Origin of the sequence: Nocardia albiluteola (assembly GCF_018860155.1) — a bacterium.
GTDB classification, from domain to species: Bacteria; Actinomycetota; Actinomycetes; order Mycobacteriales; family Mycobacteriaceae; genus Nocardia; species Nocardia albiluteola.
Genome location: NZ_JAHKNI010000001.1, coordinates 1197016 through 1223766 on the forward strand (window position 1 = coordinate 1197016; position 26751 = coordinate 1223766).

Consider the following 26751-nt stretch of genomic DNA (forward strand, 5'->3'; position numbering starts at 1 on the left):
GCGTGAGCGCACCGGGCCACGCCACGCTGGCGTCGGTGCCGGTCGTCATCGTCGGCGCCGGTCCCGCTGGCGTCACCGCGGCCACGCTGTTGAGCCAGTACGGCGTCTCCTGTCTGATTCTCGAGCGCTACCCGGACATCTACCCGCAGCCGCGCGCAGTTCACTGCGACGACGAGGTCTGCCGCATCCTGGCCCGCCTGGGCGTCTACGAGGAATTCGCTGCCATCTCCCGGCCCAGCCTCGGCATCCGGCTGGTGGACCCGCAGATGAGGGTGCTGGACGAAAACCCGGTGCCACCGAACAGCCCGCATGGCTTTCCCAAGGCCAACATGTACGACCAGCCCGAGTTGGAGGCATTGCTACGCGCCAACCTCACCGAACAGCCCGGCATCCTGTTGCGGGGCAACGCCGAAGTCACCGGCATCACCCAACAAGGCGACGGTTGCGTGCGAGTCAGCTTCACCGACCGCCCCAACGGCAGCGAGCAGAGTGTCGTGGCCACCTATGTCCTGGGCTGTGACGGCGCCAACAGCACAGTCCGCTCCGCGATCGGCGCGGTGATGGCCGATCTGCACTTCGAGCAGCGGTGGCTGGTGATCGACGTGGACACCGACGCGGACCTGCACCAATGGGACGGGTTGCACCAACTCTGCAGCTCCGTGCGCGCCGGCAGCTACATGCGGGTCGGCGACACCCGCTACCGCTGGGAATTCGAGTTGCTCGACGGGGAGACCGCCGCGGACTACCAGAGCATCGCCGGCGTGGTTCCGCTGATCTCGCCCTGGTTGGCAACGGTCCCCGCCGAGCAGCTGAGCCTGGTGCGGGTGGCCGAGTACACCTTCCGTGCCCGAGTCGCCGACCGATGGCGCGAGGGCAACGTGTTCCTTCTCGGCGACGCCGCCCACACCACACCGCCATTCATCGGCCAAGGCCTGTGTGCGGGCCTGCGCGATGCGATGAATCTGACCTGGAAACTGGCCGGTGTGCTCGGCGGGGGCCTGCCAGACAGCGCGCTCGATACTTACCAGCAAGAACGAGAACCCCACGTCCGCACGATGATTCGGCTCGCGATCTCCTTGGGACGGGCAATGACCGCCGGCGGGCGGATGGGAGACTATTTCCGAGGGGTGGTCTTCCCGCGGATGCTTCACCTCCCTCCTATACGTCGCTTCGCCACCCCGGACGTTGCCCCGACGTTGCACACCTCCGCTCTGGTGGCCAAGTCCGACGGCCGACGAGACCTCGCCGGTAGGCTGTGCCCCAATCCCGTTCTGCCGCAGGGTGTTCGGCTCGACAAGGTGATCGCAAACCGATTCGCGTTGATCACCTCCACAGCGCTGGGCGAGCAGCAGCGCAACGAACTGGAGCGCCGTGGCGCCGTCGTCGTCTCCGCAGCCCCGGAAAGTGAACTCGCCGACTGGCTACAGGATGCTCGGGCGAGCGCCGCGATCATCAGGCCCGACGGCACCGTGATGCAGGCCGGCCGGGATACCCGAGCGATCTGCGACGCGGTGCCCTCGTTCGCCGCAGTTCACACTTCGGCAACGCCTCCTGGTCCGAATGCGCCAGCCCCCGAATCGGATTAGGGAGCGATACCGATGACCGACTTGCTGGTACTGAACGTAGCCGAACAGGAGATGCAGGCGGTGTCGGTGGACGGCACCCGGGTGCGGACCTTGATCGCCGGACTCGATGAGAGGCCGGACGGTATCGTCGTCGACCAATCGCGGGGCCATGTGTACTGGACCAATATGGGCGCCCCCGATCCCGGCAGTGGCCCGCGTCCAGAAGCGGCCTACACCCGCAACGCCTCGCTCGAACGGGCCGACCTCGACGGCGGGAACCGCGTCACGATCCTGGCGCGCGGGGCGTTTACCAGCGGCAAACAGCTCACCGCCGATTTCGACCAGGGCGTACTGTACTGGTGCGACCGGGAAGGCATGCAGGTGCTGTGCAGCAACCTCGACGGTAGCGATCTGCGTCCGCTGGTGATCGCGGCAGTTGGCGAACAGGCCGCGCACATCCCCACCAATCACTGTGTCGGCATCGCTGTCGATCTGGATCGGCGTCTGCTGTATTGGACACAGAAAGGCGCGCCGAAAGCCGGGCAGGGCAGGATCTTTCGCGCCCCGATCGATCTGCCGCCCGGAACCAGCGCGCAACACCGCGACGACATCACACTGCTGTGGAAGGACCTGCCCGAACCCGTAGACCTGCATCTGGCCGGCGGTGCAACCCTGGTGTGGACCGATCGTGGCGCCGAACCCTCCGGCAATACGCTCAACCGCGCAATCGTGCAGCCGAGGATCGGTACACCCCAGATCCTTTCCACCGGCTACCAGGAAGCAATCGGCCTGACCGCCGTCTCCGAATCGGAGTACTACATCAGCGATCTCGGTGGCAGCATCCGCCACGTCAACCTGAACAGCGGCCTCGACACCGAACTGGTGCACCTCGGCCCCGGCCTCACCGGCATCGCGCTTGCCGACATCACGCACCTCCCACACCGTCCGCGGTGAACTCGCCTTCATCCCGACCTCCCGCACAGACTGTTTCGCACGACTGGAAACGAAAAGACGGCGCTCAGGCGACAAGCCCGCCGTCCTGGGCGGGCTCGGCCGGTCCGCTCTGGTCGCACGGCATGTGCTGGCGTATATGGAGTCCGAGGGATTCGACCACGGCGTCGGCGCCTACTTGTCCCTCGACAGCACGAAACCGACACCGGCCGAACAGGCCGCGCTCATCGACGTCGGCTTCATGCCCCGCATACCCAGAAATCTGAAGATCACCACCGCCAGCACCACCGACGTGGAAGGCCTCACCGGGCAAGATGATCCGGGCCTTTCAATGTTCGATGAGGCGCTGTACGCATCCACACCACCATCGGATTCCTCATGGATGAGCGAAGAAGCCGGATGGTGGCTGCTGGACCTGTGACCGTGATCGGAATCGTCTGCCCGGCAACGACGCTCGATCCGCAGCCGCGACCCTCGCGACACGCCCATGCCGCGTGTTTGGATAGCGGCATGACCGATGACACCCAGATTCCGCGCGTCGTGAGTGTGACTCGCGTGATCGCCGCTGATGCGGCGAGCGTTTTCGAGTTGATCGCCGATCCCGCGCAGCAGCCGCGCTGGGACGGCAACGACAACCTGTCGCAGGCCGCTGAGGCGCAGCGCCCCCGGCGCGTCGGGGATGTCTTCACCATGACTCTCACCAACGGCATGGTCCGCGAGAATCACGTGGTGGAGTTCGAGGAGGGGCGGCGCATCGCCTGGCGGCCCGCCGAGGTGGGCAAGGAACCGCCGGGGCACCTGTGGCGCTGGGAAATCGAATCCGTTGACGGCGAACACATCCGGGTCACGCACACCTACGACTGGTCCACGCTCGAGGACGAGAAGCGCCAGGTCCGTGCCCGGGCCACCGGACCGGACCAGCTGCGCGCCTCCCTGGACAACCTGGCCGAGCTCGTCGAGGGCTGAAACCGGTCGTCGAGCAGCCCGCCCCGGTCTGGTTGCTACGGAATCGCTGCTGGTCGGGCATCGTCTCGACCCCGAACAGAAAGGTGGGCACCGACCCTCGGGTCGGTGCCCACGCCTAACGCTGAGGACTTAGCCTTCGTTGCGCTCAAACCTTCTTGCCCACAGCGCCGTAGAGCGAGACCTGCTTGTCGTGGCTGCGCGGATGTCGGATGCCCTCGTGGCGCCAGCGGTGGATCACCTCGACACCCGGCTCGACCAGTTCCAGCCCGTCGAAGAACCGCCCGACCTCGGCGCGGGTGCGTGGTTGCACGGGGATGCCGTAGTCGATGCAGACCTGCAACAGCCGCGCCATGCCCTCAGGATCGTCGGCGCCCTCGTCGAAATCCGTTGTCACATGCGAGATCGCGAGGTAGGAACCCGGCGCCATGGGTTTCATCAACGTGTTCACCACCTCGTACACATCGCCGGGCACGAAGTGCAGCAGAGCCATCAGAGACACCGCGACGGGCTGCGAAAGGTCAAGTGTGCCAAGCAGTTCCGGTGAGGTGAGGATGCTCTCGGGATCCGCGGCGTCGGCCTGGACGTAGGCGGTGCGGCCCTCGCGCGTGCTGATCAGCCGCGCCCTGGCGTGGGTGAGCACGATCGGATCGTTGTCGGCGTACACCACCCGGGACTCCGGGGCCACCTCCTGGGCGACCTGATGCAGGTTCGGCTCGGTCGGGATGCCCGTGCCGATGTCGAGGAACTGGCGAACGCCCTCCCCTGCGAGGTAACGCGTGACGTGGCACATGAATTCGCGATTGGTGCGCGCTGTCATCCGGACCGCGGGAAACTGCTGCAGCGCCTGCTCCGCGACCGCGCGATCGGCCGCGTAGTTGTCCTTGCCGTCGAGAAAATAGTCGTATATCCGGGCCGAGTGCGGCACGTCGGTGCGCAGGTCGACAGGACCCTCGGACACGGCAAGTCTCCTATTGTGTGCTGAGATTCGAGATCCGTACCACCGATGTATACCCCATCCGTGGTAGCCGGCGGTACGAATCCGGTCGGCTCCGTGGTCAATACCCAATCGTGAAGCGGCGCTGCACGAAACGTGGGAGCTCGACCTCGTCGAGGACGGCGACGGCCGCGTCCTCGGCGGATATCCGGCTGCGGCCCTCGGCGTCCATGACGGGTTGGTCGCCGCCGATTCGGAAACGGCCGGTGCGTTCGCCGGGGGCGATCTCCACGGCCGGGCTGAGGTAGGTCCACAGTCGGTTGGAGGCGCGAAACAGTTTCAGCGCCTCGCCGTGGCCGCGCATTACCGCGGCGTACTCCCTGGGCAGGCCGAAGCCATCGATCGCGGCATTGAGCAGCTCATCCGAGTCCTCGAACACGACTCCCGGTTCGACCTCGAGACTTGCGGCACCGCCGACGACGATGAGCCGGACCCGCGAATGCCTGTCCAGCGCGGTCAGCAGCGCGGTGGCGGCGCGGGCATAGATGCCGGGGTCGGCTATGGCTCGGGCGACGGCATCGACGGGATCGGCGGCGGCGTTGCCCGGTCCGAATCCGCTGATCAGGACGTCGAGGCCGGGCACGGCCGCGGCGATACTGCCGGCATCGGTGACATCGATGCTCTGCCAACGGATGTTCTCGCGATTGTCGTGAATGTTGGTGATGTCGCGGCTGAATGCCGTGACCTGGTGCCCGCGGTCGAGGGCTTCGGTGACGATGCGGCTGCCGATGGCGCCGGTCGCGCCGATGACTCCGATGTGCATGATTGTCTTCTTCCCGAGATGGACCCCGCAGCGGACCGCTCCGGTCATTGCGACCACCTCCTACCAATAGAGAGGCGATCGCGGAGCGAAAGTCATCGGACACGGCCTTCGATAGGGTCGGAATACCCGTACTTCCTGGCGGTTCGAGGTCGAGATCGACTGCGGAAACGTTCTCGATCTGGAAGCATGATCCGTGGTGATTCGCTCGTCGGATCACCGTTTTCGATCACTGCCGCCGGCCAGCGATCGGCCTGAGTGCGCTGGTGCGCGGCCTCACCGCTCAGGAAGGACGCACGATGCCAACTCGCGACAGCACCTGGCCACAAGGCACGCCGTGTTGGATCGACTGTCAGGTCGATGACACGGGCAAGGCCCGCGAGTTCTACGCCAATCTTTTCGGTTGGGACATTATGGATAGCCCGCCCGAGGCGGGCGGGTATCTCATGGCGATGGTCAACGGCAGGCCCGCGGCGGGCATCGGCCCGAAGCCGCAGGGGATGCCGATGCCCTCGGCCTGGACCACCTACTTCGCCGCCGACAGTGCGGACGATATCGCGGCCAAGGTCACCGCCGCGGGCGGTCAGGTTTTCATGCCCCCGTTCGACGTCATGGATGTCGGCCGGATGTTCGTCGCGGCTGATCCCGGCGGCGGCGTTTTCGGTGTCTGGGAAGCCAAGGCGCACAAGGGCGCCGGTGTGTTCAACGAACACGGCGCCTACACCTGGAACGAACTGCACACCCAGGGCTACAAGCCCGCGCAGGACTTCTACAGCCAGGTCTTCGGCTGGAACTTCACCGAGATCGGCGACGGCCAGAACATGATCTACTCGACCTTTGCGACGCCGGGCAGCGCGGACGGGGTCGGCGGCATGATGGATTCGGCGAAGGTTCCGGGCCAGGATCAGACCTACTGGCTCACCTGGTTCCAGTTCGACGACGTGGATTCCGGACTGAACCGCGCCGCTGAACTCGGCGCCACAGTCCTGATGGGCCCGGACGACAGTCCCTTCGGCCGTATGGGCGTGATCCAGGCGCCGCAGGGCGAATACCTCGGGCTCATCGATACCAAGGTCACGGCGGGCGGATCGTAATACGCTGCGGTGCAGTAGATTACGCCTGCATAACGCAATCCGCGGCGGCGATCACCGTTTCTCCCGGCCGAGTTCGGGTGGCCGGTGCGGTCCGCTGAACCGAGGATGAGGTGGCAGACCGGACGCAGCCGTGCGGTGTGCGGCGACGGCGACCGTTGCGGCCAGGAAGACCAGCTGCATGAGGGTGCGGGGTAGCAGCTGGTCTTCCGGCGCGGACGACTGGTGCGCCAGTGCCGCATGCACATTGGCCGGGAACATGGCGACAAGTTGGACGGTGAGGCCGATCGCCGTCCATCTCGCCGTGCGCGGGATCAGTAGCCCGAAGACCGCCGCCAACTCCAGCACGCCGGTGAGCGTCACCAGAAATCCCGGTGCGGGCAGCCCCGGTGGCACCATCCGGATCAATTCCGCACGCATGCCGATGAAGTGAGCCAGCCCGGTGGCGGTGAACATCGCGGCGAGCCCGATGCGCAGGGGCACCGCGGGCCCGGGAAGCATCGTGATGCCGAGACGTCGAGCGAGCAGTGCCACGAGTGTGACGACGACGAGGATGACGAGTGGGGCCATGGGTTCCTCCTAGCCCAGTGTGAACTTTCCATTGGAAAGATCCCATGGCGAACCCGATATTGTCAATGGAAAGATTGCGCTAGGGTCGAGGGATGCCCACTCAGCGCCAATACCACCACGGCGACCTGCGCCGCGCCCTGCTGGATGCGGCGGTGACCGCCATCGACGAGCGAGGCCCCGGAGCGGTGAGCCTGCGCGAGCTGGCCCGCGCGGTCGGGGTGTCGCACGCCGCGCCCGTCCACCATTTCGGTGACAAGGCGGGTCTGCTCACGGCTGTCGCGGCCGAGGGCTTCCAACTGCTCGGCGACGCCCTCGCGGAGGTCCGGGCGCGCGGCGGCGACATCGTCGAGATGGGGGTGGCCTACGTCCGGTTCGCCATCGGCCACCGGGCGCACTTCGAGGTGATGTTCAGCCCCGACCTGCACCGCGCGGGCGATCCGATCCTGGACCGCGCGGGCGAGCGCGCCTTCGCGCAACTGACAGAAGGGGTCGCCGGCAACGACCCCGTATCGCCCCCGGACAACTCGGCCGTCGTGGCGGCCTGGTCGCTGGTCCACGGCTTCGCCACCCTCTGGAACATGGGCGCGCTGCCGTCGGAACTTGCGGAGGATCCCGAGGCCATGGCCCGCAGCATTGCGCAGCGTTTGGATACGAAGTCGGGGGAGTCGTAGATGCCCCGGCCCGACGTCGTCGGTCGAGATGGCCTTCGGACCCTGGGTTATGCGGTCACGTCACCGTCAGTCAAGTTGCTCGCTCTGTCCTGGAGGTAGCGCTGTTCGGGGAGGCTTGTGGTGCAGCGGGCCGCCCGTTCGTAGTTGGCGCGGGCGGCGGCGAAGTCACCGGCCAGCTCTTGGAGGTGGGCGCGGACGGCGTGGACGCGGTGGTGGTGGGCCATCCTGGGATCGTGGTCGAGTCCCTCGAGCAGGTCGAGTCCGGTCTGCGGGCCGTTGGTCATCGCGACCGCGACGGCATGGTTGAGTGTGACCATGGGGTTCGGTGCGATCCGGCCGAGGATTCCGTAAAGGATGCGGATCTGTTCCCAGTCGGTGTCCTCTGCTCGCGGTGCCTGGACGTGCAGTGCGGCGGTGGCGGCTTGGAGCTGGTACGGACCCAGGGGCGACGCGGACATGGCGTTGGTGACCAGCGTGCTGCCTTCTTCGATCATGGTGGCGTCCCACTGGTTCCGGTCCTGCTCGGCCATCGGTATGAGCGCGCCGTCCGCGCTGATGCGCGCTGATCGACGTGCTTCGGTCAGCAGCATGAGTGCTAGCAGCCCGGCCACTTCACCGTCCTCGGGTAAGGATCGGTGCAGCATGCGGGTGAGCCGGATCGCCTCTGTCGTGAGCTCCCCGCGGTGCAGGTCGGGTCCGGAGCTCGCGGTGTAGCCCTCGTTGAAGATCAGGTAGAGCACCTGTAGGACCGTGTCCAGTCGTTTGGTCCACTCCTGGGGGCTCGGCATCGCGAATGATGCTCCGGCGGACCGTATTCTCTGCTTGGCCCGGCTGATTCTCGGGGCCATGGTGGCCTCCGGCACGAGGAATGCCCGCGCCACCTCCGCGGTGGTGAGCCCGCCGACCGCACGGAGAGTGAGCGCGACCTGGGCGGCGGGTGTCAGTTCCGGGTGGCAGCAAAGAAATAGCAGCGCGAGAGTGTCGTCCTGGCCGGCGGGACCTTCGTCGTCGGCTGGCCGCGCGAACTCAGCATCCGATGTTTCGAGCCTTGCCGCACCGACTTCTCGGCGGCGGCGCGCCTGCTCACTGCGGATCTGATCGACCAGGCGGCGGGCGGAAACTGTGACCAGCCACGACCGCGGTCTTTCCGGGATGCCCTCGGCAGGCCATTGCACCGCCGCGGCGAGCAATGCCTCCTGGACCGCGTCCTCGCACTCCTCGAACCCGCCGTAGCGATGGAGGAGCGCGCCGAGGACCTGCGGCGCCAGTTCACGCAGCAGGTCCTCGAGCCCTTCGGGTGTACTCACATCTCCATCCCGGCCCAGTCCATCAACGGTCGCACCTCCACGTCGCCGTTCGCGCCGCGCCGCAGCAGGGCAGCCAATTCCACAGCGCGCTCGCGGCTTTCGCAGTCGACCATGAACTGGCCTGCGACGTGGTCCGCGGCCGGAAGATACGGCCCCTCGGTCACCGTCACCACGTCGTCTCGAACCCGAACCACGGCGCTGATCGATGGATCGGCGAACAGGTGACCGCTGATGAGTTCCCCCGCCTGTCCGGTGACAGCCAGAAACTGCTGGTGGGCGAACACTTCTCCCGGTGGGTCCGCGGCGCTCACGTAGATGTTCAGTAGGAACTTCACCGCGGTGCTCAGCTGTCGGCCGTGCCCGCGAAGACCACCGGCCGCACCTCGATGCCGAGGCCCACGACGCCCGCGTCCGGGATGAGCGCCGCCAGTTCCACGGCGCGTTCCCGGCTTTCGCACTCCACAAGGTAGTAGCCACCGAGGTACTCTTTGGCCTCGAGATAGGGGCCGTCCGTGACGGCGGGGACACCGCCCCGGACCCTGACCACCGCGCTCTGCGACGGGTCGGCCAATGCGGTGGTGCCGATCATCTCCCCCGACTTCGTGATGGTCTCCATGAACGCACCGTGGCCGCTCATCACCGCGGTGCGTTCCTCTTCGGTCAGCGCCTCCCAGATCTGCGGGTTGCTGTGCATGATCAATAGAAATTTCACGTCGTCTCCTTCGACTGGCCGAGCAGCGCCCCTCTGGCACCGCACACCATCAAGTCGGAACTAGTGACAGATTCTTGCGGGACGAGACCGCAAGAATCTGTCACCCGCTCCGACTACTCCTGCGAAGAGCGCCCCACCTGGGACGTTCCGAACCCCAACGGCGATCACCGGAGTGTATGAATGAATCTGCCTCGCATAGGCGTCAGCCTCCCCTACATCGACCCCTACGCCGGCCCGGACGCGGTAGTCACCATTGCCCGGGCCGCCGAACGGCTCGGCTTTCACGCCGTGTCTGCCAGCGATCGGCTCCTGATCCCGGTCGGACCGCACTGGGACAACGACGCCGGTCTGCCCGAATCTCACGCCTGGGACTCGCTGGAGATGCTGACCTGGGCGGCCGCGCATACCCAACGGATTCGGGTGACCACGGATATCGTGAACTCGATCTTCCACCCGCCCATCCTCCTGGCCCGCAGACTGGCCACCCTCGACCGGCTATCCGGAGGGCGGTTGGATGTCGGCGTCGGCCAAGGCGGCGGAACGAGGAAGCCGCCGTTCTACATTCCCGAGGAGTTCGTCGCGGCGGGTGTCCCGGCGAGCCGCCGAGGTATGGGATTCATCGAGCACATCGCCGCGCTGCGGGCCTGCTGGACACCCGACCCCGTCGAGTTCTGCGGTAAGCACTACCGAATCCCACCATCCCTGGTCGGTCCGAAACCCTCCCGAGGCACAATTCCCTTGTTTGTCGGTGCGATAAACCAGCACACCATCGAACGTGCGGCCGACATCGGCGACGGCTTCGTCACCACCGCGATCGACTGGGAGGTCACGCGTGTGCAGGTCGGGTGGTACCGAGCGGCCGGTGGCACCGGCACCGTGATGGTGAACGTGATCCCCGCCCGCCATGAACTGACTGCCCGCGCCTTCACCGACACGGTGCTGAGGGATCTCGATCGTGCCGTCTCCGTCGGCGCCGACGAGGTGCACATCGCGCTCCACCTCCTGCCCTCCGCACCTGAGCAGCAGGTCGAGCTGTTGGAAGCGCTTGCGGCCGAGCTCGGTCCGCTGCAATGAGCTGTCGAAGAGTTTGCTGTCTGTTCGGCTGCTGGTGACCGGTGCGGCCGGTGCGATCGGGGCGAATGTGGTGGTGCTTGCACCCGAACGTGGTTGGCAGGTAACAGGTTTGGCGCGAGCGGCGGATGAGGGGTTTGTGCGCGGCTTGGGCGCCGCCTTCCTCACCCACGCCGAGCGGGGCTGGGATGCGGTTGTAGACACCACGTCGCAGCAGGGATGGGGGCTGGCCGTGGTGCGTGACGGCGGAGCCTTCGTCGGAGTCCGGCCCAACCTGGCGCCCGAGGCAGAGCATGGGATCACCGTGCACGTGCTGATGTTGCACTCCGACGGTCCGCAACTGCGGGAACTGCTGACCCGCGCGGAGTCCGGCCTGCTGCCGACGCGCGTACACGCGGTCCTGCCGCTGGCCGAGGCCCCCGACGCCCACCGAGCCGTCGCCAAGGGGGGCACGCGCGGTCGCTACGTGCTTCAGCCCAGCTTCTAGGTGCACGATTCGCCAGCATCGTTTCCTTGGGCGCGCTGGACGTCGTGACAGGTCCGCCGTTATGGTCGGTGCATGAGCGGTAGCGGGGGACCGTCAGGGCCCGGCCCGAATGTATCGGTCGTTCCGGATGATGTGCAGGCGATTGGGCAGTACGTCTACAACATCGCCGACACCATGAAGCAGGCATTGGATTCGGCTGCACGTGAAGTGGACAGCCTGCTGGCGAGTGGCTGGATCGGCGACGCGGCCGACGAGTTCTCCGCCGGGTGGGGTGAAACCCGCGATGGCGGAACCAAACTTATGCAATCCCTGACCAGCTTGGCCGAGAAGCTGGGCGTAACCGCGGCTAACTACCGGAACATCGATGCGGCCAGCGCGTCGAACATCTCCAGTCTGGATCTGCCGTGAGTTCCGAGTTCACCGTCGACCTCGAGCAGTTGGATCGGATCGTTTCCCGGCTCACCGGCCTATCCGGATTCCTGCGTGAGCACCTGGACGAGCTGGACCGCAAGGTGAAGACCCTGTCCAACGGCAGTTGGGAGTCGGCCGCAGCCAGCGCCTACACCGCGGCACAGGCTCAGTGGTCGGCCGAGGCTCGCGAGTTCACGGATGGAATCGCCGAGGCCGGTGATGCGACGAGGAAGATGCATGAGCGCTATACCGGTGCACGAGACAACAATCGGCGCATGCTGAATTCTGGTCGATGATGCGAGTCGACTGGCAAACCTATTACGACGCCGCTAAAGCCTGTCAAAACCTCGCCGACGAGCTACGCAAGGCCGATAGGCCGGTTCATGATGCAGTCAGGAGCGATTGCGTCGGCATGGCTGGCGACGCCCCGGGCTGCGCCGAGTGGGGTAAGGCGTACGACACGGCCGCGCAGCAGACGCTGCAGACCTCCGCCAGCCTGGCAAACGCGCTCACCAACTACGGTGCTGTGTTGTATGCGATGGGCTACAACTATGGCGGAGCCAACAAGAGTAATCCGGCCCCGTCTAGGCCGAACGTGGACCAGGTCAGCGAATACAAGGTCAGTTACCCATCGTCGGTTGGCGGCAATGGGATCGGGTTCGACGACCACGGTGGAGTGAAGGCATTCTTCGACCAGTTGGTCGCAAAGGTGCTCTCCGCATTCGGGAAGCTGCCGAACGGAGACAAGGACAAGCTGGACAAAGCGCAGTCGGCCTGGAGTACGTTCGCTGGACATGCCACTCTCACCGGAGCAGCGAGCCAGATCGCGCAGATCTCGGCCAAGTTTGATGGGATGGACGATGCCACCAATCTGCAACTCATTCAGGGTCACTTCGCGACGCTGAAGACCGGTGCCGACACCGTGACAACCGCCGCGCAGAAGATGGCCGCGCCGGTGAAGGATTACCACGACGCCACCGTCGCTCTCGGCAATCAGACCACCAGCTCAATCAATGCGCTCGAGCTCTCCATCGGCGTCGCTGCGGTTATCGGTGGAGCGCTGGCTTTGTTCAGTCTGGGCGGGTCCGCAGCCGTTGCGGAGGTTGCGGTCGACGCCGAGGTGCTCGAAACTGCCAACACGCTCCAGACCGCCTTTCAGGCCAGTCAGATGCCGAGGATCATCGGCATCGCGGCTATGGCTGCCGGCGCGGTCGGTGTCGTCGATGCCTTCCATGCCCTACCTGACATCGACCTCGATCGGGCTATCACGAACCTCGGCATGATCATCGCTATGCAGGTGATAATCGGTGCAGATGGCGCAATGATCAGCCCGGCGTCAACAAAACCACCAACGAATGCGTATGACCCTTCCGGTGCGAAGGCTCCTGGTAGGCCTGGTAAAGCGGAGGGATTCAATCCGCCAAGGGGCGGTGATCGTTGGGTGCCCGCATCAAATGGGCGCGGAATGGGATGGGAAGACGCGGATGGCAACGTCTGGGTTCCCACGGGCCCAGGAGCCTTGGCGCACGGCGGTCCCCACTGGGATGTGCAGCAGAAATCTGGTGGTTACACGAATGTTTACCCGGGAGGAGCGACACGATGAACCCAGTCGGCGGGACGACGCTGGAAGCTCGCGAGGTTCTCTACTACTCATACAACGATGAAGCCGCATTCTTCGGGTGGTTGGACAAGATCCCCTGCGTCAAATCCTATGTCGGGCGTGGTAATACGCTTTACATGGAGGTAGACCCTGCGGCAGTCGACGACGAAAATTTTGCCGACCTGTTTGCGCTCTTCAGGCGATACGGGGTTGATCGTGAGCAGCTGCGCCCTCTGGATACCGGAAATTTTTCATCTTGGTTCGCTGGTAGCTGACCGACTGTAGTGACGTGCGACCCAAGCGGGTATGGGACCTGTGCCCTGGCCTTTAGCGCAATGGATGCAACCTCTAGGTGTACCAGGCGGGGCACTATAAGGATGGGACCTGCACTGACAAGCGATTTTGGATCTCGTACCCATTGGTCACGAAAATAACCGGGCGCTGACCGAATTGGCTTCGAGCGCATCAGCTGGTTTTGGTGTTGGTGAGGTGGGGGCCGATGTAGCCGATGTAGATCTTGCGGTCTGTGGACCAGTTGTCCAGGTAGTAGAGGCGGGGACTGATCTGGCTGCCGCGTCCGAGGCGGAAGTGGGCCTGCATGGTGATGTGTCCGGACGGTGAGACGCAGCTGGGCACGGGGAAGATGCGTTCGTGGCTCCACTGCTGCATCGTCTTCGGGGATTCAGCGGCGGCGAATTTTCCTAACGAAACAGTGCGGTAGCCGGGTGGCGGGTCGCTCAGATACGCGTGGACGCTTCTGTAGGACAGGTTGTCGGTGCGGGCTCGGAGATAGTCGCGGAGAGTCAGGACGACTTCCCAGGCGACGTTGGCAGTCGTGCCGTGTGCGTCGTGACGGTCGAGATCGCCACAGATGTCCTGGTCACCCGTAAAAACGATGCCGTCCGGCGTGAGTTGCTCCAGCTGGTCCAGTAATTGGAGGTAGGAGCCAGGGTATTCGGTTCGCTCGGGTGCCGGAACGACGACGCTGTAGGCACCGGCCTCGGCGAGTTGCCGTCGCAGAACGGAGATTTCCAGCTGTTGCGAGTGGGTGGTGTCGGTGAGTCTCTGACGTCCTCGCTCTCCAGGCCCAGCTGGTATTCCAACTGCTCGATGCCGTCGTTGCGTTCGCTGAGCAGGTCCTCTAGATGGTTGATCTCTTCTTGTTTCTCCTCGACCAGCCGGTCGGCGCGTAGCAGGGTAGCTGCGTTGTGGTCCGCGTCGGCACGAATCTTGATCGCCTGCAGCGCGTCTCGGGTGATTGCGGTGAGTCCGAGGACTTCCCGAACCAGCGCGAGCTCGGGATCGCTGAGCGTTGCCGCCGACATAGCGGCAGGGACCGAGTCCGTGGTTGGCTTGGGCAGCGTTGTTGCCGTGTCGTTACCGGTCGGTGTATCAACACCAGTTGCGGGCTCTGCGGTCGGGACTGGCGCTGTGGTCTGTGCCGCTGCCGGTGCAGGCGGTGTAGTCGGAAGTAAGGGTGGGACCGGCTCGATGACCGGATTCGCGAGGGCCGGCACTGCGGGAGTGTCGTAGGCCGTGGCGATGCTACCGCCCTCGAGGACGTATTTGTTCTCGAGCCGGTCCAGAGTGCGCAGGTCCGCAATCAGGTCTTTGGGTAGTTTGTGGGTCGCGGCGTGCCGGCGGGCGATCCGCCCGAGCAACTGCTGCAGTGCACGGTCATGAAGTTTGGTAAGAGTGGCGGTTGCAAGATAACGATGCCGCAGGGCATCGTCCGGGTCTTCGAAGTCGGTGCCCGGCAGGAAGTTACGGATTGTGCCCGGCGCCACCGCATGCCGCTCACCGGCGAGGGACCGGAACTCTGTGGTGGCGACCGGATCGAGCACCGCGAATTCGGCTTGCGCGGTGAGCTCCTTCGACCACTTCCTGGCTTTCTCCAGGAACATGTCGAAAGGCAGTTGGTCATTGGTTCCGGCGACGAATATCAGGCCGTGGCGTTCGGGCGCCTGCACGCGCGCGACGAGTTCGGCGACGCCCAAGTACGGCACCTGTTGTGCGGTGCGGGCCAGTTGAAGCGACTCGCTGGGCTTGATGGTCAAGCCTTCGACGAGTTCACGGGCGATCCGTGGGGCGTCGACAAACCAGCCGCGTTCGTTACGGACCTGCAGCAGGAACCAGCCATCACCTGATTTGCTGGTGTGGGCAGCGAGTTCGGTCCGCCAAATGTTGTCCGCTCGGGTCTCGGACCAGCGGAACCGGATGAGTTCATCTGTGGGCAGTGACTGCCGAGCCACGCTCAGGCGGTACTCGTTCTGTTCCCGCACACCGGGTTCGGTGACGGTCTGCCGCCACCCCTTGCCCCGCACCCACTCCTCGAACTCGCGGACAATGAAGTCCATCGATGATCTGTCGGAATCGAAGCGGACGAAAGTTTGGTAGGGGTCCTCGGATTCGCGCTTAAGCGCCGGTCGTGGGGTGGGACGGCTAGGTCGCCGCGCCGTCAACGGGGTCGGTCGGGCAGGCCTACTCACGGTGGTTACCTTTCTCACCGGACTCGGTTGCAGCCCGCGACCGATCGTGGGCGATGCTGCGGATGATGATGAGACCGAGTCCGTCGAGCTCGTGGTCCATGCGGCCGAAGTAGTGCATGATCGCCTCCGGTTGTGTGCCTTCATTCAGACAACGGTCGATGATCTTCAGTCGGGGCCGCGGCAGACTGGAGCGCCGTCCGTCCAGAAATGCTTGGAAGCCTTGGGTCTCGGAAACCCAGGTCGGCTCGTCACGGTCGAACGGCTCTATGTTGTCCTCCCGGCCGGACCGCTCTGCCTTCAGCAGTTCGGTCGGAGCGGCCATCCGCGTGGCTTCGACGAACTCTTGCAATTCGGGGGCGTAGCCGGTCGCGGAGTTGTCCGTCCGCGCCGACAGGGCACCGTAGCTGGTGTCGACTTCCAGGCTCACTGGAATCGTCAGGACGTGACGCCGTACCGCACCGATCGCCGGGGACTGCCAGGTGGGCAACCCTGCGGGGGCAGCTGCCGGCAAATCTGCAATCCACAGCACGTGCCCATCGCCGAAATAATTCGCTATGTCCTGAACTTTGATGGTGCGCAGCGCCTGACTCTTGGACAGGAGCTCGAACAAGCGTGAGCTGCGGTCGGCCAACTCCCTTGCCTCCGGTAGCTGGTCCCGATCCCGTGCGCTCGACGACACAGCCCCTCCAGCCAACTTCATATGAGCAACCCAAGTAGATTACCGGCCACTGTGGCCAGCGGCGACCAGATCGACTGCATCGCAGTGGATGTCGATGGGCGGCGACTAGAACGAGGTTCGGCAATAGGTTGGCCGGGAGTTGAGTGTGACCGACTGGGCGAGGTGACCCGGGCGGCCCGTCTGCGTCGCCGAGATGGTGACCCGCGTCTACATCGGCGCCGGCGAGCAAGCACCCCGAATGTCGAACTGGTGAGAGCAGAGAGTCTGCTATTTAGCCACCACGACCCCCAGATCCAGAACCTGCTCTACCCCAACCAGACTCGGCCCACCATCGGGTACCGGGCCCCTCACGACGCCGCGGAACCGGGCCCAGGTGCGCCAGTCGCGGGCTCGGATGCGGATTCCGTTGCGCGGGAAGCGGTTCCGCTCTGGCCGAGCAGGGTGCCGCCCAGCGCGATCGCCGTCCCCAGGACCTGTAGCGGAGACAGGGACTGGCCGAGCGCGGCCCAGCCGATGACGGTCGCCGACAGCGGGCTCAGCAGGCCGAGGAAAGTTACCGAGGTGGCGTTGGTCTTGGCGATGCCGCGGAACCAGAGCGCGTACGCGACGGCGGTGCCGATCAGCCCGAGGTAGAGGTACCCGCCGATAGCGGGGGCATCCAGCGCGGGCGGTGCACCTTCCACGATCGCGGCCACCGGCAGCAGCAGCAATCCGCTCGCGGTGAGCTGCCAGCCCGTCATGGCCAGCGGACCGACCCCGTCCGGGCGACCCCACTGCTTGGTCATCACAGTGCCGCCGGCCCTTGATACGGCCGCTCCCAGCCCGGCGAGTACCCCGAGGGTGTCGAGACATGCTGTGGCCTTCAGGACTACGAGTCCGACTCCGGCCAGGCCGATCACTGCGGCCAGTACCTTCCGACCGGTGAGCCGTTCGAACCCGGCAAGCACCGCGAAACCCACCGCGAACAGCGGCGCGGATGCGCTCAATACCGCCGCCACCCCACCCGGCAGCCGGTAGGCGGCGACGAACAACAGCGCCGTAACGATTCCGATATTCAGCGACCCCAGCGCGAATATCCGCGGAATCCATTGCGCCTGTGGCAGTTTCCGGGTGACGGCCAGCAACAGCAGGCCTGCGGGCAGCACCCGCATGAGTGCGCTGAACATGGGCCGCTCCGGCGGCAGGAACGTACTGGTGACGGCGTAGGTCGACCCCCAGACCAGCGGCGCGAGCCCGGTGAGGACGAGCGTCCCGGCAAGTCCGGCGGCTCCAGCACGTGTCGCGATCATCGGTAGCTCCTCATTGATAATCTCAACGCGATCAGCTGATCGGCTGGGTCTTCGGGGGCATCATCGCCGACGCGAGCACCATGATCAGCGCCATGATCGCCGTAACGATGAACACCCAGTGCACCGCCGAGGCCAGCGCGTTGGGAGCAGGATGCGCGCTGTGCTCGGTGCGGGCATTCACGATGGCGCCGAAAACCGCCACGCCCACGGCACTTCCGATATTGCGGGCGAACATGTTCGTGGAGGTCACCACGCCACGTTCGGTCCACTCGGTGCTGGTTTGAGCGGCGATGAGGGTGGGAGTGGCGATCATGCCCAAGCCCAGGCCGACGACGAAACAACTCACCGCGAGCTGGGGCAGTGCCGACCCGCTGTTCGCCAGGATCAGCGAGGCCGCGCCGAGCGCGGCCAGCGAGCTACCGATGAGGGCCGTCGCGCGGAAACCTATGCGCAGGTAGATCTTTCCGGCTTGTGATGCGGCCATCGGCCAGCCGAGCGTCAGCGTCGACGCGGTGAAACCGGCGATGAGTGCGCCTTTGCCGAGCACACCTTGGGCGAAGGTCGCGACATAGGTGGTGAGCCCGAGCAGCACCGCGCCGACCAGCAGGGACACCAGACTGCTGGCGAGGATGATGCGGCGAGTGAAGATCCATGGCGGCAGAATCGGATTCGTGGCCCACTGCTCGCATCTGCCGAAGACGACCAGCGCGATCGCTCCCGCGGCGAAGAGCGTAATGCTGGTGGGCGAGTTCCATGTCCAGGCTTGCCCGCCTTCGAGCAGGGCGAGAATCAGTGCGCCGGCTCCGGCGGTGAGCAGACCGGCGCCGAGATAGTCGATGCGTCGGGTATTGCGGGGTGCGCGTTCGGTGAACTGGCGCAGGATCATCCATGCGGCGATCCCCGCCAGCGGAAGGTTGATCAAGAAGATCCATCGCCAGCTGACGTACTGGGAGAATATTCCGCCCAGTAGCGGGCCGAGCACCGAGGCGAGGGCCCACACTCCCGCGAGATAGCCTTGCACCCTGGCGCGTTCGCGCAAGGTGTAGATGTCACCGGCAATGGTCATGGACATGGGGCCGACGGCTCCGGCGCCGATTCCCTGGATTGCGCGGAAGGCAATGAGTTCGGCCATATTGGTCGCTATCCCACACAGCAGGGATCCCAGCGCGAAAACGGCGATGCCGAAGAGCATGATCGGCTTACGGCCCAGCGAGTCGGCGAGGCTGCCGTAGATCGGCACGGTGACCGCCTGTGCCAGTAGGTAGATACTGAAAAGCCAAGGAAACTGCGTGAATCCGCCCAAATCCTTGGTGATGGTCAATACCGCCGTGGCAATGATGGTGGAATCCAAGGCCACCAGGGAGTTCGCCAGCATGATGGCGGCCAGGATCGGTCCGCGCTCCGAGAGCAGCCCGATCGACGGCTTCAATTCTGTTGCCATGCTCGGCAAATCCTTTCGTCGGCGCGCTTTCGTCCGTCGAGCCATCGAGTGACTGTGCGTTCACGCGCGCGAGATGGTGCGCTCAGTGGAGCGATTCACGCAGGAATTCGAGGGTGCGCTCCCAGGCAAGGTCGGCTTGGGTCTTGTCGTAGTTGCCTGAGTGGTTTTCCTCGTTGGCGAAGGCATGGCCGGCGGGGTAGAAGTGCAATTCCACTGCCGCGTCACTGTGGTCGCGCACGCTGGTGACCATGTGTCGAGCGTGCTCGGGTGTCACCGCCGTGTCGTACGCGCCGAAATGCCCTTGAATGGCTGCTCGCAAACTGGAGAAGTCGGCATTGTCGCCGGTGTTCGCGCCGTAGTAGGGAACGGCTGCGGCGATCTTGTCACCGACCGCGGCGGCCAAGGCGACGACGAAGCCGCCGCCCATGCAGAAGCCGACTGCGCCGAGGGCTTCGCTGGTCACGGTATCGTGGGAGAGCAAGTAGTCGACAGCGCTGGAAAGTTGTGCGACACCGCGTTCGATCGGGAGTTCGCGCATCCACTTCGCTCCGTCGGCGGCGTTGTGAGTCACCCTGCCGCCGAACAGATCCGGTGCCAACGTGACGAATCCTTCAGCGGCCAGTCGGTCGACCACACCGGCGATCTGATCGGTGAGTCCCCACCATTCCTGGATTACGAGCACTCCGGGCCCTCGTCCACTCTCCGGTACGGCCAGGTAGCCGTGGCCCTGACCGTTCGGCGTGGGAAAGGTCGTGTTCTGGCGAAATGTCGCGGTAGTCATCAGGCCTCCACTGTCACGTCGGCTCGGCCCGACGAGCGTTCGAGATCACTTGTATTGCGGGTCGCACGCACCATGGCCATCGCGAGTGCCAGGGACGCCGCGGTGAGCGCGACCCCGAACCACAGCGTGCTGCGCACGCCGAGGTTGTCGGCAAAGAGGCCGCCGATGAGGGCGCCCAGAGCGATGGACAGGTTGTAGCCGAGGGTGTTGATCGACATGGCGGCCTCGAAGGTGTCGGGAGCGGCCGCGAGCGTCAGGTTGATCTGGCACAGGTTCGCCGCACCGAACGAGACACCCCACAGCGCCATGGCCACCAGGGCTCCAGCGTGCGAATGACCGATGGTGAGTAGCAGGAGTAGCGAGACCATCAGTCCGCCGCAGGCGACCTTGAAGCTGGCTCTCGGGTTCTTGTTCACGGTGTGCCCGGCGATGAAGTTGCCTGCCGCGCCGCCGATTCCGTAGACGACCAGCAATACCGTGATGAAGGCGGTTGATGCCGAATCGGTCTTTTCCAGGAAGGGGCGGATGAAGGTGTATGCACCGAAATGCCCGAGTACGTAGAGAACAACCGTGAGCATCACAATGCGCAGCGCGGGGTTCTGGACGGGGAGTGCGAAGACCTCCCGGGCCGAGACCGCGTTCTCCGACGGCAGTGACGGAATCGTCGCGAGAACCAGGACCAGGATGACGGCGGCCAATGCGCTCCAGATCAGGAATGTGGTGCGCCAGCTGGTCAAGCCGCCGATGAAGGTACCCAGCGGAATCCCGACGACCGTGCCGATGGAGATGCCCGACAATGCGATCGCGGCAGCTCGGTTCGCGTATTGCCCCGGCACGAGCCGCATGGCCATGCTCACGGCGATGGCCCAGAACATGCCGTGCGCGAAACCCATGATCAGTCGGGTGATCAGGACCAGCGCGAAACTCGGTGCGACGGCGATGACGAGGTTGCCGATCGCCAGCACGGCCAGCAGGATCGGTAGCAGCGCACGGCGATTCATGCGCCGGGTCCATGCGACGAGAAACGGCACGCCCAGGCCGGCGGAGATGCCGAAGAGTGTGACAATGAGCCCGGCCGTACCCGTGGCCACGTGCAGGCTGGAGCTCAGCGGGGTGAGCAGCCCGACGGGCATCAGCTCCGTGGTGACGAAGGTGAACAGGCTGGCGGTGATGACGGCGACGCCCAGCCAGGAACGGAACGGCGAGAGCGGATGCTGCTCGTATGCGGACATAGCTTTCCCTGCTTACTTTCTGGGGTTGACCGGTCAGGCTGCGTCGAATTGCGGGTCCCGATCGCGGGCCCGCTTCAGTTCGAAGAAGCCATCGGTGGATGCCATGGCGAAGACGCCGTCCCACAACCGACCGGCCGCCGCGCCGCGCGGCGCGGGAGAGATGACCGGGCCGAAGAAGGCAATCGGTGCGCCCTCGGCGGTCGGGACGTGGATGACGGGTGTGCCGACGGCATCGCCGACCGGATTCATGCCGGCGTAGTGGCTGGCGCGCAAGGCTTCGTCGTAGCCGGTGCTGTCCGCGGCGTCGGCGAGTTCGGCCGGTAGATCGCATTCGGCGAGGGAGGCGAGGATCATGTCGCGGCCCAGGCCGGCCTTCTCGTGGTGAATTCGAGTACCCATGGCCAGGTAGAGCGGACGTAGTACCTCCGGTCCGTGCTGTTGTTCGGCCGCGATACAGACGCGGACGCAACCCCAGCCGTCGATCTGGCCCTGCCGATACTTCTCCGGCAGTTCGCGACCGTCGTTGAGAACGGACAGGCTCATCACGTGGAAGCGCGTCTCGACGGGCCGTACCTGTTCGACCTCGAGCAGCCACCGGGTAGCGATCCAGGCCCACGGGCATCGCGGGTCGAACCAGAGGTCGACGGCGGTGGTGGACTGAATCTGCGAAGTCTCGTGCACTGAGGAGATCCTTTGGTCTGGTGAACCGGTGACCATTGAAGTCTCAGCCCATGCGATCCATGAGTCCAACACATGTTTGTCAATCCATCAATCGTGATTCACGATTGATCCATGGAGTTGCAGCAGATGCGCTATGTGATCGCGGTCGCCGAGACCAACAGCTTCACCCGTGCGGCCGAGCGCTGCCTGGTCGTCCAATCCGCACTCAGCCACCAGATCGCCCGCCTGGAAAAGGAATTGGGTGCCAAGCTTTTTGAACGCACCAGCCGCCGTGTGCGTGTGACACCCGCGGGCGCGGCCTTTCTTCCCGCGGCACGTCAGTGCCTCGCCGCTGCCGATCGTGCCGCTTCGGAGGTCGCGGCTGCCGTCGGCGAGATCCGCGGACGCCTGGCAGTGGGCCTCATCCCCACCGTCGCCGCGGTGGATGTGCCGACGGTCCTGTCCGAATTCCGTTCACGCTACCCACACGTACGCATCGGCCTGTGCGCCGGCGCGAGCGAGGGCCTCGTCGACAAGGTCAAGAACGGTGCCCTCGATATCGCCTTTCTGGGGCTGCCAACCACCACGCAACCCCAGGGCGTCGGGGCCCGTGTCCTCGCGCATGACCGCCTGGTCGCCGTGGTCGCCCCCGACCACCCGCTCGCGGCGGAATCGGCCGTCGATCTGTCCCGACTGTCCTCCGAAGTTTTCGTGGATCTGCCCGAGGGCACAGCCGGCCGCGCCCAGGCCGATCAGGCCTTCGCCGCAGCGGGCCTCACACGCGATGTCGCCTTCGAAGTCACCACCGCCTATCTCATCAACCGACTGGTCGAACAACGCCTCGCCATCGCCATGCTCGCCTCGGCGTACGTGCCGCAACTGACCGGCCTGACCACCGTCGAGGTAACCGACGCACCCACCCGCGTCGAATACATCGTCTGGAGCCGCGAAGGCCGCACCCCTGCTGCAACCGCCTTCCTCGAAATCCTCGGTATCCGAGCATCATCCGAAAGTCACTGAGCCTGACCAATCTTCGGTACCCCGCGGAATCCCGATGCATTGAACGTGCCCTGGGTCAGCCGACCGATCCCTATGTTCACAGTGCCCCCGCGGGGGCACCGTGAACATAGGAACGGGTCTGGCCTGTGGTTTTCGAGTGGCCGGTTGGTGTGTTACCGCTCGTGCGATTCTTCGAGAACGGTCCGTCCGAGCAAGGCGTAGCGGGCCGGGTCACGCTTCTTCAGGTACAGCGCGTAACCAATGCCGGCCCCGGCGACCAGGGCCACCAGCCAGGGGGTGGCGCGCAGCACCAGCGAGCCGGATTCGGTCCCGGCGGCGGTGCCCATGTTCATCACCAGCAGCACGACTACGCCCAGCATTGCCAGACCACCCAGCAGCGGCGCGACCAGTGTTTTGAACCAGTGCCGGGTCTCCGGGTGGTTGGTGCGGAAGTAGGCCAGCACCGCGAACGAGCACAGTGCCTGCACAATGAGGATGGCCATGGTGCCCAGGATGGCCAGCAGGGTGTAGGTGCCCGAGTAGGGGTCCTTACCAGCCAGGCCGAAGGCCAACACCACTAGCGCGGCGACGATGGTCTGGACCAGGCCGGCGATATGCGGCGAGCCGTGCTTGGGGTGGGTGCGGCCGATGGTGCGCTGCAGGGCGGGCAGCACGCCTTCGCGGCCAAGGGCGTAGAGGTAGCGGGCGGCGCAGTTGTGGAAGGCCATACCGCAGGCCAGCGAACCGGTCATCATCAGCCACTGCATCGCGGTGACCGCCCAGTGGCCAACGTACGTGGTGGTCGGGTGGAAGAACACATTCATCGGGTTATCCGAGCCGGCCAGGGCGACCGATTCGTCGAGTCCGTTGCCGGACATGGCCATCCAGGACACCAGCACATAGAACACGCCGACGCCGAGCACAGCGATCATGGTCGCTTTGGGAATGATCTTCTTGGGATTCTTGGACTCTTCTCCGTACATGGCGGTCGACTCGAACCCGACCCAGGACCAGAACGCGAAGAACAGGCCCAGCCCCGCCGATGGCCCGGTGAACGCTGCGACCGGGTTCAGCGGCGACAACGAGAAGCCGTGCGGGCCACCGCCATGGGCGGCGACGGCAGATGCCATCACCGCCAGCACCGTGATCTCGGTGAACAGCAGTAGCACCAGCAGCTTCTCGGCCACCGCGACACCGAACCAGGTTCCGATCGCGTTGATCGCCAGCATCGCGATCGCGAACACCCACCACGGCACGTGCGTATTGAACTGAGCCAGTACGGTATTGGTCCCGAAGCTGGCGAAGATGCCGACCAGCGACGGCTCGAACACCATGTATGCGAAGGTCGCCAGCAGGCCCGACGCCAGGCCGACAGTTCGGCCTAGACCGTGGGAGATGAAGCCGTAGAATGCGCCGGTGGCAGTGATGTGCTTGCCCATGGTGGTGAAGCCCACCGAGAACACCGCCAACACCGCCATGGCGATCAGGAACGCTGCGGGCGTGCCCTTGCCGGTGCCGGCGGAAATCATGAACGGCACGTTGCCGGTCATGGCGGTGATCGGCGCGGCGGTGGCGATGGCCATGAACACCACCCCGAGTAGTCCGATGGCGTTGGGTTTGAGCCGGTGCACGCCATCGGATTCCGGCCCGGGCGGCGGCGCGGCGGCCTCGCGGGTGATTTGCTGTGTCATCGAATTGCTCTCTCTGCTAGCTGTTTTCCGGTGTGTGAGTGATGCGGAGTGACTGACCTGGCGGCAGGGTCGGTGCGGCCCGAGCCTTGATCGAGACGCCGGAGCGGCCGGTCCGGATCATCTGGTCGACCAAATCGCGGGCGATGACGGCGCCACCGGTGTAGCCGAGGCCATCGGGCGGATGGATGTTGGAGATGCAGTTGCGCTCGGAGTCGACCCGACCGGGACGCGGCTGGTAGGTGAGGTAGATGCCGAGACTGTCGGCGACCGACAGCCCGGGCCGCTCCCCGATCACCACCAGCACCACCCGCACACCGAGCGCCTGGCCGATGTGGTCACCCAGCGCGACCCGGGCCTGGGTGGCGAGCACCGGCGGCGCGAAGCTGTAATCCGGCATGAACTCCCGGACGAGCGCGGCACACAACCCAGCGGCGTGATCGTGGACCGCGGTGGCCGAGAGCCCGTCGCACACGACCAGCGCGAGGTCGGCGCCGGCGGGGGCCAGCTGCGTGAGATCGGCCGGTGTTCGGCCCAGATCGGGCCGGCGCAGGTACCGGTCGCGGTCCCCGGCGGCGCTGCGCACGTGCACCGGGCTGCTCAGGCCGAGCCCGGCCAGCGTCGCGCGCAGTGCGTCGGTGTCCAGTGCGGTACGCACCGCATCGCGAGCCAGCGCATGCGATGCGCGCAGCGCCAGCACTTCTGTAGTGGCCAGAGTGTCACCGGCACGACGCAGCCCTATCCGGGCCCGGGTGTGGGCCCGCAGCGGCCGCCAAAGATCATCGGCCGCCGCACCCGAGATAGGCGGAACCTCGCTGGTACTGCCGAGGCCGGCAGAAGTTCCGGTGGGCGGGACGGTGCTGGTGCCAGCGGGCTCGGCGAGCGGTGCAGCACCGGTATCGGGCGTGAACGCGGTGCTCATCGGGTACCTGCCAGCGCACGTAGCGGCGATGCGGCCGGACCTTTCGGAAGGACACGCCCCAATTCGTCGGCCATCCCGAGTTGGTGCAGCCATGCCTCGAATTCCGGCGCTGGTCGCAGCCCACAGGTCCGGCGCAGGTACAGCGCGTCATGGAAGGACAGGCTCTGGTAGCCGAGCATGGTGTCGTCGGACCCTGGCACGGTGATGACGAAGGCCGTCCCGGCCACCGCCAGCGCGGTCGCCAGCAGGTCCGCGTCATCGGCGTCGGCCTCGGCGTGATTGGTATAGCAGACATCCACACCCATGGGCAGGCCGAGCAGCTTGCCGCAGAAGTTGTCCTCCAGTCCTGCCCGGGTGATTTGCTTGCCGTCGTAGAGATATTCCGGGCCGATGAAGCCGACGACGGTGTTGACCAGCAACGGGTCGAAGGCGCGGGCGACACCGTAAGCGCGCGCCTCCAGGGTCTGCTGGTCGATCGGCCGGCCACCGGTGCCGCGGTGGGCGTCGGCCGACAGCGCGGCCCCCTGCCCGGTCTCGAAGTACATGACGTTGCGGCCGACGGTGCCGCGGTTGCACTGCTGCGCCGCCTCGTTGGCCTCTCGCAGCAGTTCGAGGGTGACACCGAACCCGCTATTGGCAGCCTCGGTACCCGCGATGGACTGGAACACCAGATCCACCGGTACGCCACGCTCGATCAGATCGAGGGTGGTCGTCACGTGAGTCAGCACACAGGACTGCATCGGGATGTCGTACCGCAGCCGGATGTCGTCGAGCAGGTGCAACAGCTGCGCGACGGTGTCGGGGGCGTCGGTGGCCGGATTGATGCCGATCACCGCGTCACCGCAGCCCAGCAGCAGTCCGTCGAGGATACCGGCGGCGATACCACGTGGGTCGTCGGTGGGATGGTTGGGCTGCAGTCGAGTCGCGAGCCTGCCCGGCATGCCGATAGTTGTGCGGAATGCCGCCTGCGGGGCGAACGACCCGGCGACGGTGATGAGATCCTGGTTCCGCATCAGCTTCGACACCGCTGCGGCCATCTCCGGAGTGATCCCGGGCGCGATCGCCGGAATTGTGAATTCCGCTGTGCCCGCAGTGACTTCAGTGAGTAACCAGTCACGGAACGCCCCGACGGTCAGCCCGCTCACCGGCGCGAAGGCGGCAAGGTCGTGGGTGTCGACGATGAGCCGGGTCACCTCGTCGCTCTCGTACGGCACCACCGGCTCGTTCAGGAAATCGACCAGCGGTACCTCGGCGAGCCGCCATTGTGCAGCGACTCGTTCGGCATCCGATTCAGCTGCGCACCCGGCCAATTCGTCCCCGGAACGCCCCGGAGTGGCCTTTGCCAGCAACTGGGCGAGGCCGTCGAAACTGTATGTCCGTCCACCGATTACTTGCCGAAAGCTCACCGTGAACCC

Annotated in this window: 30 protein-coding genes; 13 read left to right on the top strand and 17 right to left on the bottom strand. The window is 65.5% G+C overall.

Going from position 1 to position 26751, the window contains the following annotated elements:
• Positions 1 to 2: 2 nt before the first annotated feature.
• The 4 genes from mhpA to KO481_RS05565 all read left to right on the top strand — a co-directional run bounded on the left by mhpA (position 3) and on the right by KO481_RS05565 (position 3482).
• Positions 3 to 1586 (top strand): bifunctional 3-(3-hydroxy-phenyl)propionate/3-hydroxycinnamic acid hydroxylase MhpA, encoded by a 1584-nt coding sequence (mhpA, locus tag KO481_RS05550; protein ID WP_308166333.1) that lies wholly within the window; start codon positions 3 to 5, stop codon positions 1584 to 1586.
• A gap of 66 nt (positions 1587 to 1652) precedes the next feature.
• Positions 1653 to 2519, top strand: a complete 867-nt coding sequence (locus KO481_RS05555) for a hypothetical protein (RefSeq protein WP_308166334.1) — start codon at positions 1653 to 1655, stop codon at positions 2517 to 2519.
• Positions 2520 to 2655: 136 nt separating this feature from the next.
• Positions 2656 to 2937: a hypothetical protein gene (locus tag KO481_RS05560; protein WP_215915759.1), complete on the top strand. Its 282-nt coding sequence runs from the start codon at positions 2656 to 2658 to the stop codon at positions 2935 to 2937.
• An 89-nt stretch (positions 2938 to 3026) separates the two neighbouring features.
• A complete protein-coding gene (locus KO481_RS05565) occupies positions 3027 to 3482 on the top strand; it encodes an SRPBCC family protein (RefSeq protein ID WP_215915760.1) in 456 nt (151 codons plus the stop codon).
• Between the two features lie 145 nt (positions 3483 to 3627).
• Here the strand turns inward: KO481_RS05565 and KO481_RS05570 are convergent, their stop codons facing one another.
• Both KO481_RS05570 and KO481_RS05575 read right to left on the bottom strand, forming a co-directional pair.
• On the bottom strand, positions 3628 to 4440 hold the full coding sequence (locus tag KO481_RS05570) for an SAM-dependent methyltransferase (RefSeq protein ID WP_308166336.1): 813 nt from the start codon (positions 4438 to 4440) through the stop codon (positions 3628 to 3630).
• A gap of 97 nt (positions 4441 to 4537) precedes the next feature.
• Positions 4538 to 5287 (bottom strand): NAD(P)-dependent oxidoreductase, encoded by a 750-nt coding sequence (locus KO481_RS05575; protein ID WP_245400278.1) that lies wholly within the window; start codon positions 5285 to 5287, stop codon positions 4538 to 4540.
• Positions 5288 to 5535: 248 nt separating this feature from the next.
• On the opposite strand from KO481_RS05575, the gene KO481_RS05580 reads away from it, so the two are divergent.
• Entirely contained in the window at positions 5536 to 6330 is a 795-nt protein-coding gene (locus KO481_RS05580) for a VOC family protein (protein WP_215915761.1), read from the top strand.
• 51 nt (positions 6331 to 6381) lie between these two features.
• Here the strand turns inward: KO481_RS05580 and KO481_RS05585 are convergent, their stop codons facing one another.
• Positions 6382 to 6897: a DoxX family protein gene (locus tag KO481_RS05585; protein WP_215915762.1), complete on the bottom strand. Its 516-nt coding sequence runs from the start codon at positions 6895 to 6897 to the stop codon at positions 6382 to 6384.
• A gap of 92 nt (positions 6898 to 6989) precedes the next feature.
• Between KO481_RS05585 and KO481_RS05590 the strand changes: the two genes are divergently transcribed.
• The gene (locus KO481_RS05590; protein ID WP_215915763.1) at positions 6990 to 7568 is read left to right on the top strand and encodes a TetR/AcrR family transcriptional regulator; all 579 of its coding nucleotides are present in this window, start codon (positions 6990 to 6992) and stop codon (positions 7566 to 7568) included.
• 47 nt (positions 7569 to 7615) lie between these two features.
• Here the strand turns inward: KO481_RS05590 and KO481_RS05595 are convergent, their stop codons facing one another.
• The 3 genes from KO481_RS05595 to KO481_RS05605 are packed head-to-tail and all read right to left on the bottom strand — an operon-like array spanning position 7616 to position 9587.
• Positions 7616 to 8875 (bottom strand): RNA polymerase sigma factor, encoded by a 1260-nt coding sequence (locus KO481_RS05595; RefSeq protein ID WP_215915764.1) that lies wholly within the window; start codon positions 8873 to 8875, stop codon positions 7616 to 7618.
• Positions 8872 to 9210: a YciI family protein gene (locus tag KO481_RS05600; RefSeq protein ID WP_215915765.1), complete on the bottom strand. Its 339-nt coding sequence runs from the start codon at positions 9208 to 9210 to the stop codon at positions 8872 to 8874. The genes KO481_RS05595 and KO481_RS05600 overlap by 4 nt, the downstream gene beginning before the upstream one ends.
• An 8-nt stretch (positions 9211 to 9218) precedes the next feature.
• Positions 9219 to 9587 (bottom strand): YciI family protein, encoded by a 369-nt coding sequence (locus KO481_RS05605; RefSeq protein WP_215915766.1) that lies wholly within the window; start codon positions 9585 to 9587, stop codon positions 9219 to 9221.
• A gap of 180 nt (positions 9588 to 9767) precedes the next feature.
• On the opposite strand from KO481_RS05605, the gene KO481_RS42765 reads away from it, so the two are divergent.
• The 6 genes from KO481_RS42765 (at position 9768) to KO481_RS05630 (ending at position 13431) form a co-directional block, all read left to right on the top strand.
• Positions 9768 to 10661 carry a TIGR03619 family F420-dependent LLM class oxidoreductase gene (locus tag KO481_RS42765; RefSeq protein WP_245400279.1) on the top strand — a complete coding sequence of 298 codons (894 nt, stop codon included), beginning with the start codon at positions 9768 to 9770 and terminating at the stop codon, positions 10659 to 10661.
• Positions 10662 to 10674: 13 nt separating this feature from the next.
• Entirely contained in the window at positions 10675 to 11145 is a 471-nt protein-coding gene (locus tag KO481_RS05610) for a zinc-binding dehydrogenase (protein ID WP_245400280.1), read from the top strand.
• Positions 11146 to 11217: 72 nt separating this feature from the next.
• Positions 11218 to 11553, top strand: coding sequence for a WXG100 family type VII secretion target (locus KO481_RS05615; RefSeq protein ID WP_215915767.1), 336 nt, complete (start codon positions 11218 to 11220; stop codon positions 11551 to 11553).
• Positions 11550 to 11852, top strand: a complete 303-nt coding sequence (locus KO481_RS05620; RefSeq protein ID WP_215915768.1) for a WXG100 family type VII secretion target — start codon at positions 11550 to 11552, stop codon at positions 11850 to 11852. Before KO481_RS05615 ends, KO481_RS05620 begins: the two co-directional genes overlap by 4 nt.
• Positions 11849 to 13159, top strand: a complete 1311-nt coding sequence (locus tag KO481_RS05625; protein WP_215915769.1) for a polymorphic toxin type 37 domain-containing protein — start codon at positions 11849 to 11851, stop codon at positions 13157 to 13159. The genes KO481_RS05620 and KO481_RS05625 overlap by 4 nt, the downstream gene beginning before the upstream one ends.
• Complete coding sequence (locus KO481_RS05630) at positions 13156 to 13431, top strand: hypothetical protein (RefSeq protein WP_215915770.1); 276 nt, start codon at positions 13156 to 13158, stop codon at positions 13429 to 13431. Before KO481_RS05625 ends, KO481_RS05630 begins: the two co-directional genes overlap by 4 nt.
• Positions 13432 to 13621: 190 nt before the next feature.
• Here the strand turns inward: KO481_RS05630 and KO481_RS05635 are convergent, their stop codons facing one another.
• The 8 genes from KO481_RS05635 to KO481_RS05670 form a co-directional block, all read right to left on the bottom strand.
• On the bottom strand, positions 13622 to 13825 hold the full coding sequence (locus tag KO481_RS05635) for a hypothetical protein (RefSeq protein ID WP_215915771.1): 204 nt from the start codon (positions 13823 to 13825) through the stop codon (positions 13622 to 13624).
• 134 nt (positions 13826 to 13959) lie between these two features.
• Positions 13960 to 15645 (bottom strand): hypothetical protein, encoded by a 1686-nt coding sequence (locus tag KO481_RS05640; protein ID WP_215915772.1) that lies wholly within the window; start codon positions 15643 to 15645, stop codon positions 13960 to 13962.
• Entirely contained in the window at positions 15638 to 16276 is a 639-nt protein-coding gene (locus tag KO481_RS05645; protein ID WP_215915773.1) for a hypothetical protein, read from the bottom strand. Before KO481_RS05645 ends, KO481_RS05640 begins: the two co-directional genes overlap by 8 nt.
• A 395-nt stretch (positions 16277 to 16671) precedes the next feature.
• A complete protein-coding gene (locus tag KO481_RS05650) occupies positions 16672 to 17613 on the bottom strand; it encodes an EamA family transporter (RefSeq protein WP_215915774.1) in 942 nt (313 codons plus the stop codon).
• Between the two features lie 31 nt (positions 17614 to 17644).
• A complete protein-coding gene (locus KO481_RS05655; protein ID WP_215915775.1) occupies positions 17645 to 19054 on the bottom strand; it encodes an MDR family MFS transporter in 1410 nt (469 codons plus the stop codon).
• An 82-nt stretch (positions 19055 to 19136) separates the two neighbouring features.
• Positions 19137 to 19835, bottom strand: coding sequence for a dienelactone hydrolase family protein (locus KO481_RS05660; protein WP_215915776.1), 699 nt, complete (start codon positions 19833 to 19835; stop codon positions 19137 to 19139).
• Complete coding sequence (locus tag KO481_RS05665; protein ID WP_215915777.1) at positions 19835 to 21067, bottom strand: MFS transporter; 1233 nt, start codon at positions 21065 to 21067, stop codon at positions 19835 to 19837. The genes KO481_RS05660 and KO481_RS05665 overlap by 1 nt, the downstream gene beginning before the upstream one ends.
• Before the next feature lie 33 nt (positions 21068 to 21100).
• Positions 21101 to 21748: a mycothiol-dependent nitroreductase Rv2466c family protein gene (locus KO481_RS05670; protein ID WP_308166338.1), complete on the bottom strand. Its 648-nt coding sequence runs from the start codon at positions 21746 to 21748 to the stop codon at positions 21101 to 21103.
• Between the two features lie 111 nt (positions 21749 to 21859).
• Here KO481_RS05670 and KO481_RS05675 point away from each other — a divergent pair, with 111 nt between their 5' ends.
• Positions 21860 to 22747, top strand: a complete 888-nt coding sequence (locus KO481_RS05675; protein WP_215915778.1) for a LysR family transcriptional regulator — start codon at positions 21860 to 21862, stop codon at positions 22745 to 22747.
• A 152-nt stretch (positions 22748 to 22899) separates the two neighbouring features.
• Here the strand turns inward: KO481_RS05675 and KO481_RS05680 are convergent, their stop codons facing one another.
• Genes KO481_RS05680 through KO481_RS05690 form a run of 3 tightly spaced genes read right to left on the bottom strand, consistent with a single transcriptional unit; the run spans position 22900 to position 26742 of the window.
• Entirely contained in the window at positions 22900 to 24417 is a 1518-nt protein-coding gene (locus tag KO481_RS05680; protein WP_215915779.1) for an APC family permease, read from the bottom strand.
• Between the two features lie 16 nt (positions 24418 to 24433).
• The gene (gene eutC, locus KO481_RS05685; RefSeq protein ID WP_215915780.1) at positions 24434 to 25336 is read right to left on the bottom strand and encodes an ethanolamine ammonia-lyase subunit EutC; all 903 of its coding nucleotides are present in this window, start codon (positions 25334 to 25336) and stop codon (positions 24434 to 24436) included.
• Positions 25333 to 26742: an ethanolamine ammonia-lyase subunit EutB gene (locus KO481_RS05690; protein WP_215915781.1), complete on the bottom strand. Its 1410-nt coding sequence runs from the start codon at positions 26740 to 26742 to the stop codon at positions 25333 to 25335. The genes eutC and KO481_RS05690 overlap by 4 nt, the downstream gene beginning before the upstream one ends.
• Positions 26743 to 26751 lie beyond the last annotated feature (9 nt).

What these genes read in the sequence shown, in the direction of transcription:
- KO481_RS05560 (WP_215915759.1), top strand. Translation starts at nt 2,656, where the DNA reads ATGGAGTCCGAGGGATTCGACCACGGCGTCGGCGCCTACTTGTCCCTC.
- KO481_RS05565 (WP_215915760.1), top strand. Translation starts at nt 3,027, where the DNA reads ATGACCGATGACACCCAGATTCCGCGCGTCGTGAGTGTGACTCGCGTG.
- KO481_RS05575 (WP_245400278.1), bottom strand. Translation starts at nt 5,287, where the DNA reads ATGACCGGAGCGGTCCGCTGCGGGGTCCATCTCGGGAAGAAGACAATC.
- KO481_RS05580 (WP_215915761.1), top strand. Translation starts at nt 5,536, where the DNA reads ATGCCAACTCGCGACAGCACCTGGCCACAAGGCACGCCGTGTTGGATC.
- KO481_RS05585 (WP_215915762.1), bottom strand. Translation starts at nt 6,897, where the DNA reads ATGGCCCCACTCGTCATCCTCGTCGTCGTCACACTCGTGGCACTGCTC.
- KO481_RS05590 (WP_215915763.1), top strand. Translation starts at nt 6,990, where the DNA reads ATGCCCACTCAGCGCCAATACCACCACGGCGACCTGCGCCGCGCCCTG.
- KO481_RS42765 (WP_245400279.1), top strand. Translation starts at nt 9,768, where the DNA reads ATGAATCTGCCTCGCATAGGCGTCAGCCTCCCCTACATCGACCCCTAC.
- KO481_RS05615 (WP_215915767.1), top strand. Translation starts at nt 11,218, where the DNA reads ATGAGCGGTAGCGGGGGACCGTCAGGGCCCGGCCCGAATGTATCGGTC.
- KO481_RS05625 (WP_215915769.1), top strand. Translation starts at nt 11,849, where the DNA reads ATGATGCGAGTCGACTGGCAAACCTATTACGACGCCGCTAAAGCCTGT.
- KO481_RS05630 (WP_215915770.1), top strand. Translation starts at nt 13,156, where the DNA reads ATGAACCCAGTCGGCGGGACGACGCTGGAAGCTCGCGAGGTTCTCTAC.
- KO481_RS05635 (WP_215915771.1), bottom strand. Translation starts at nt 13,825, where the DNA reads ATGCAGCAGTGGAGCCACGAACGCATCTTCCCCGTGCCCAGCTGCGTC.
- KO481_RS05650 (WP_215915774.1), bottom strand. Translation starts at nt 17,613, where the DNA reads ATGATCGCGACACGTGCTGGAGCCGCCGGACTTGCCGGGACGCTCGTC.
- KO481_RS05655 (WP_215915775.1), bottom strand. Translation starts at nt 19,054, where the DNA reads ATGGCAACAGAATTGAAGCCGTCGATCGGGCTGCTCTCGGAGCGCGGA.
- KO481_RS05660 (WP_215915776.1), bottom strand. Translation starts at nt 19,835, where the DNA reads ATGACTACCGCGACATTTCGCCAGAACACGACCTTTCCCACGCCGAAC.
- KO481_RS05665 (WP_215915777.1), bottom strand. Translation starts at nt 21,067, where the DNA reads ATGTCCGCATACGAGCAGCATCCGCTCTCGCCGTTCCGTTCCTGGCTG.
- KO481_RS05675 (WP_215915778.1), top strand. Translation starts at nt 21,860, where the DNA reads ATGGAGTTGCAGCAGATGCGCTATGTGATCGCGGTCGCCGAGACCAAC.
- KO481_RS05680 (WP_215915779.1), bottom strand. Translation starts at nt 24,417, where the DNA reads ATGACACAGCAAATCACCCGCGAGGCCGCCGCGCCGCCGCCCGGGCCG.
- eutC (WP_215915780.1), bottom strand. Translation starts at nt 25,336, where the DNA reads ATGAGCACCGCGTTCACGCCCGATACCGGTGCTGCACCGCTCGCCGAG.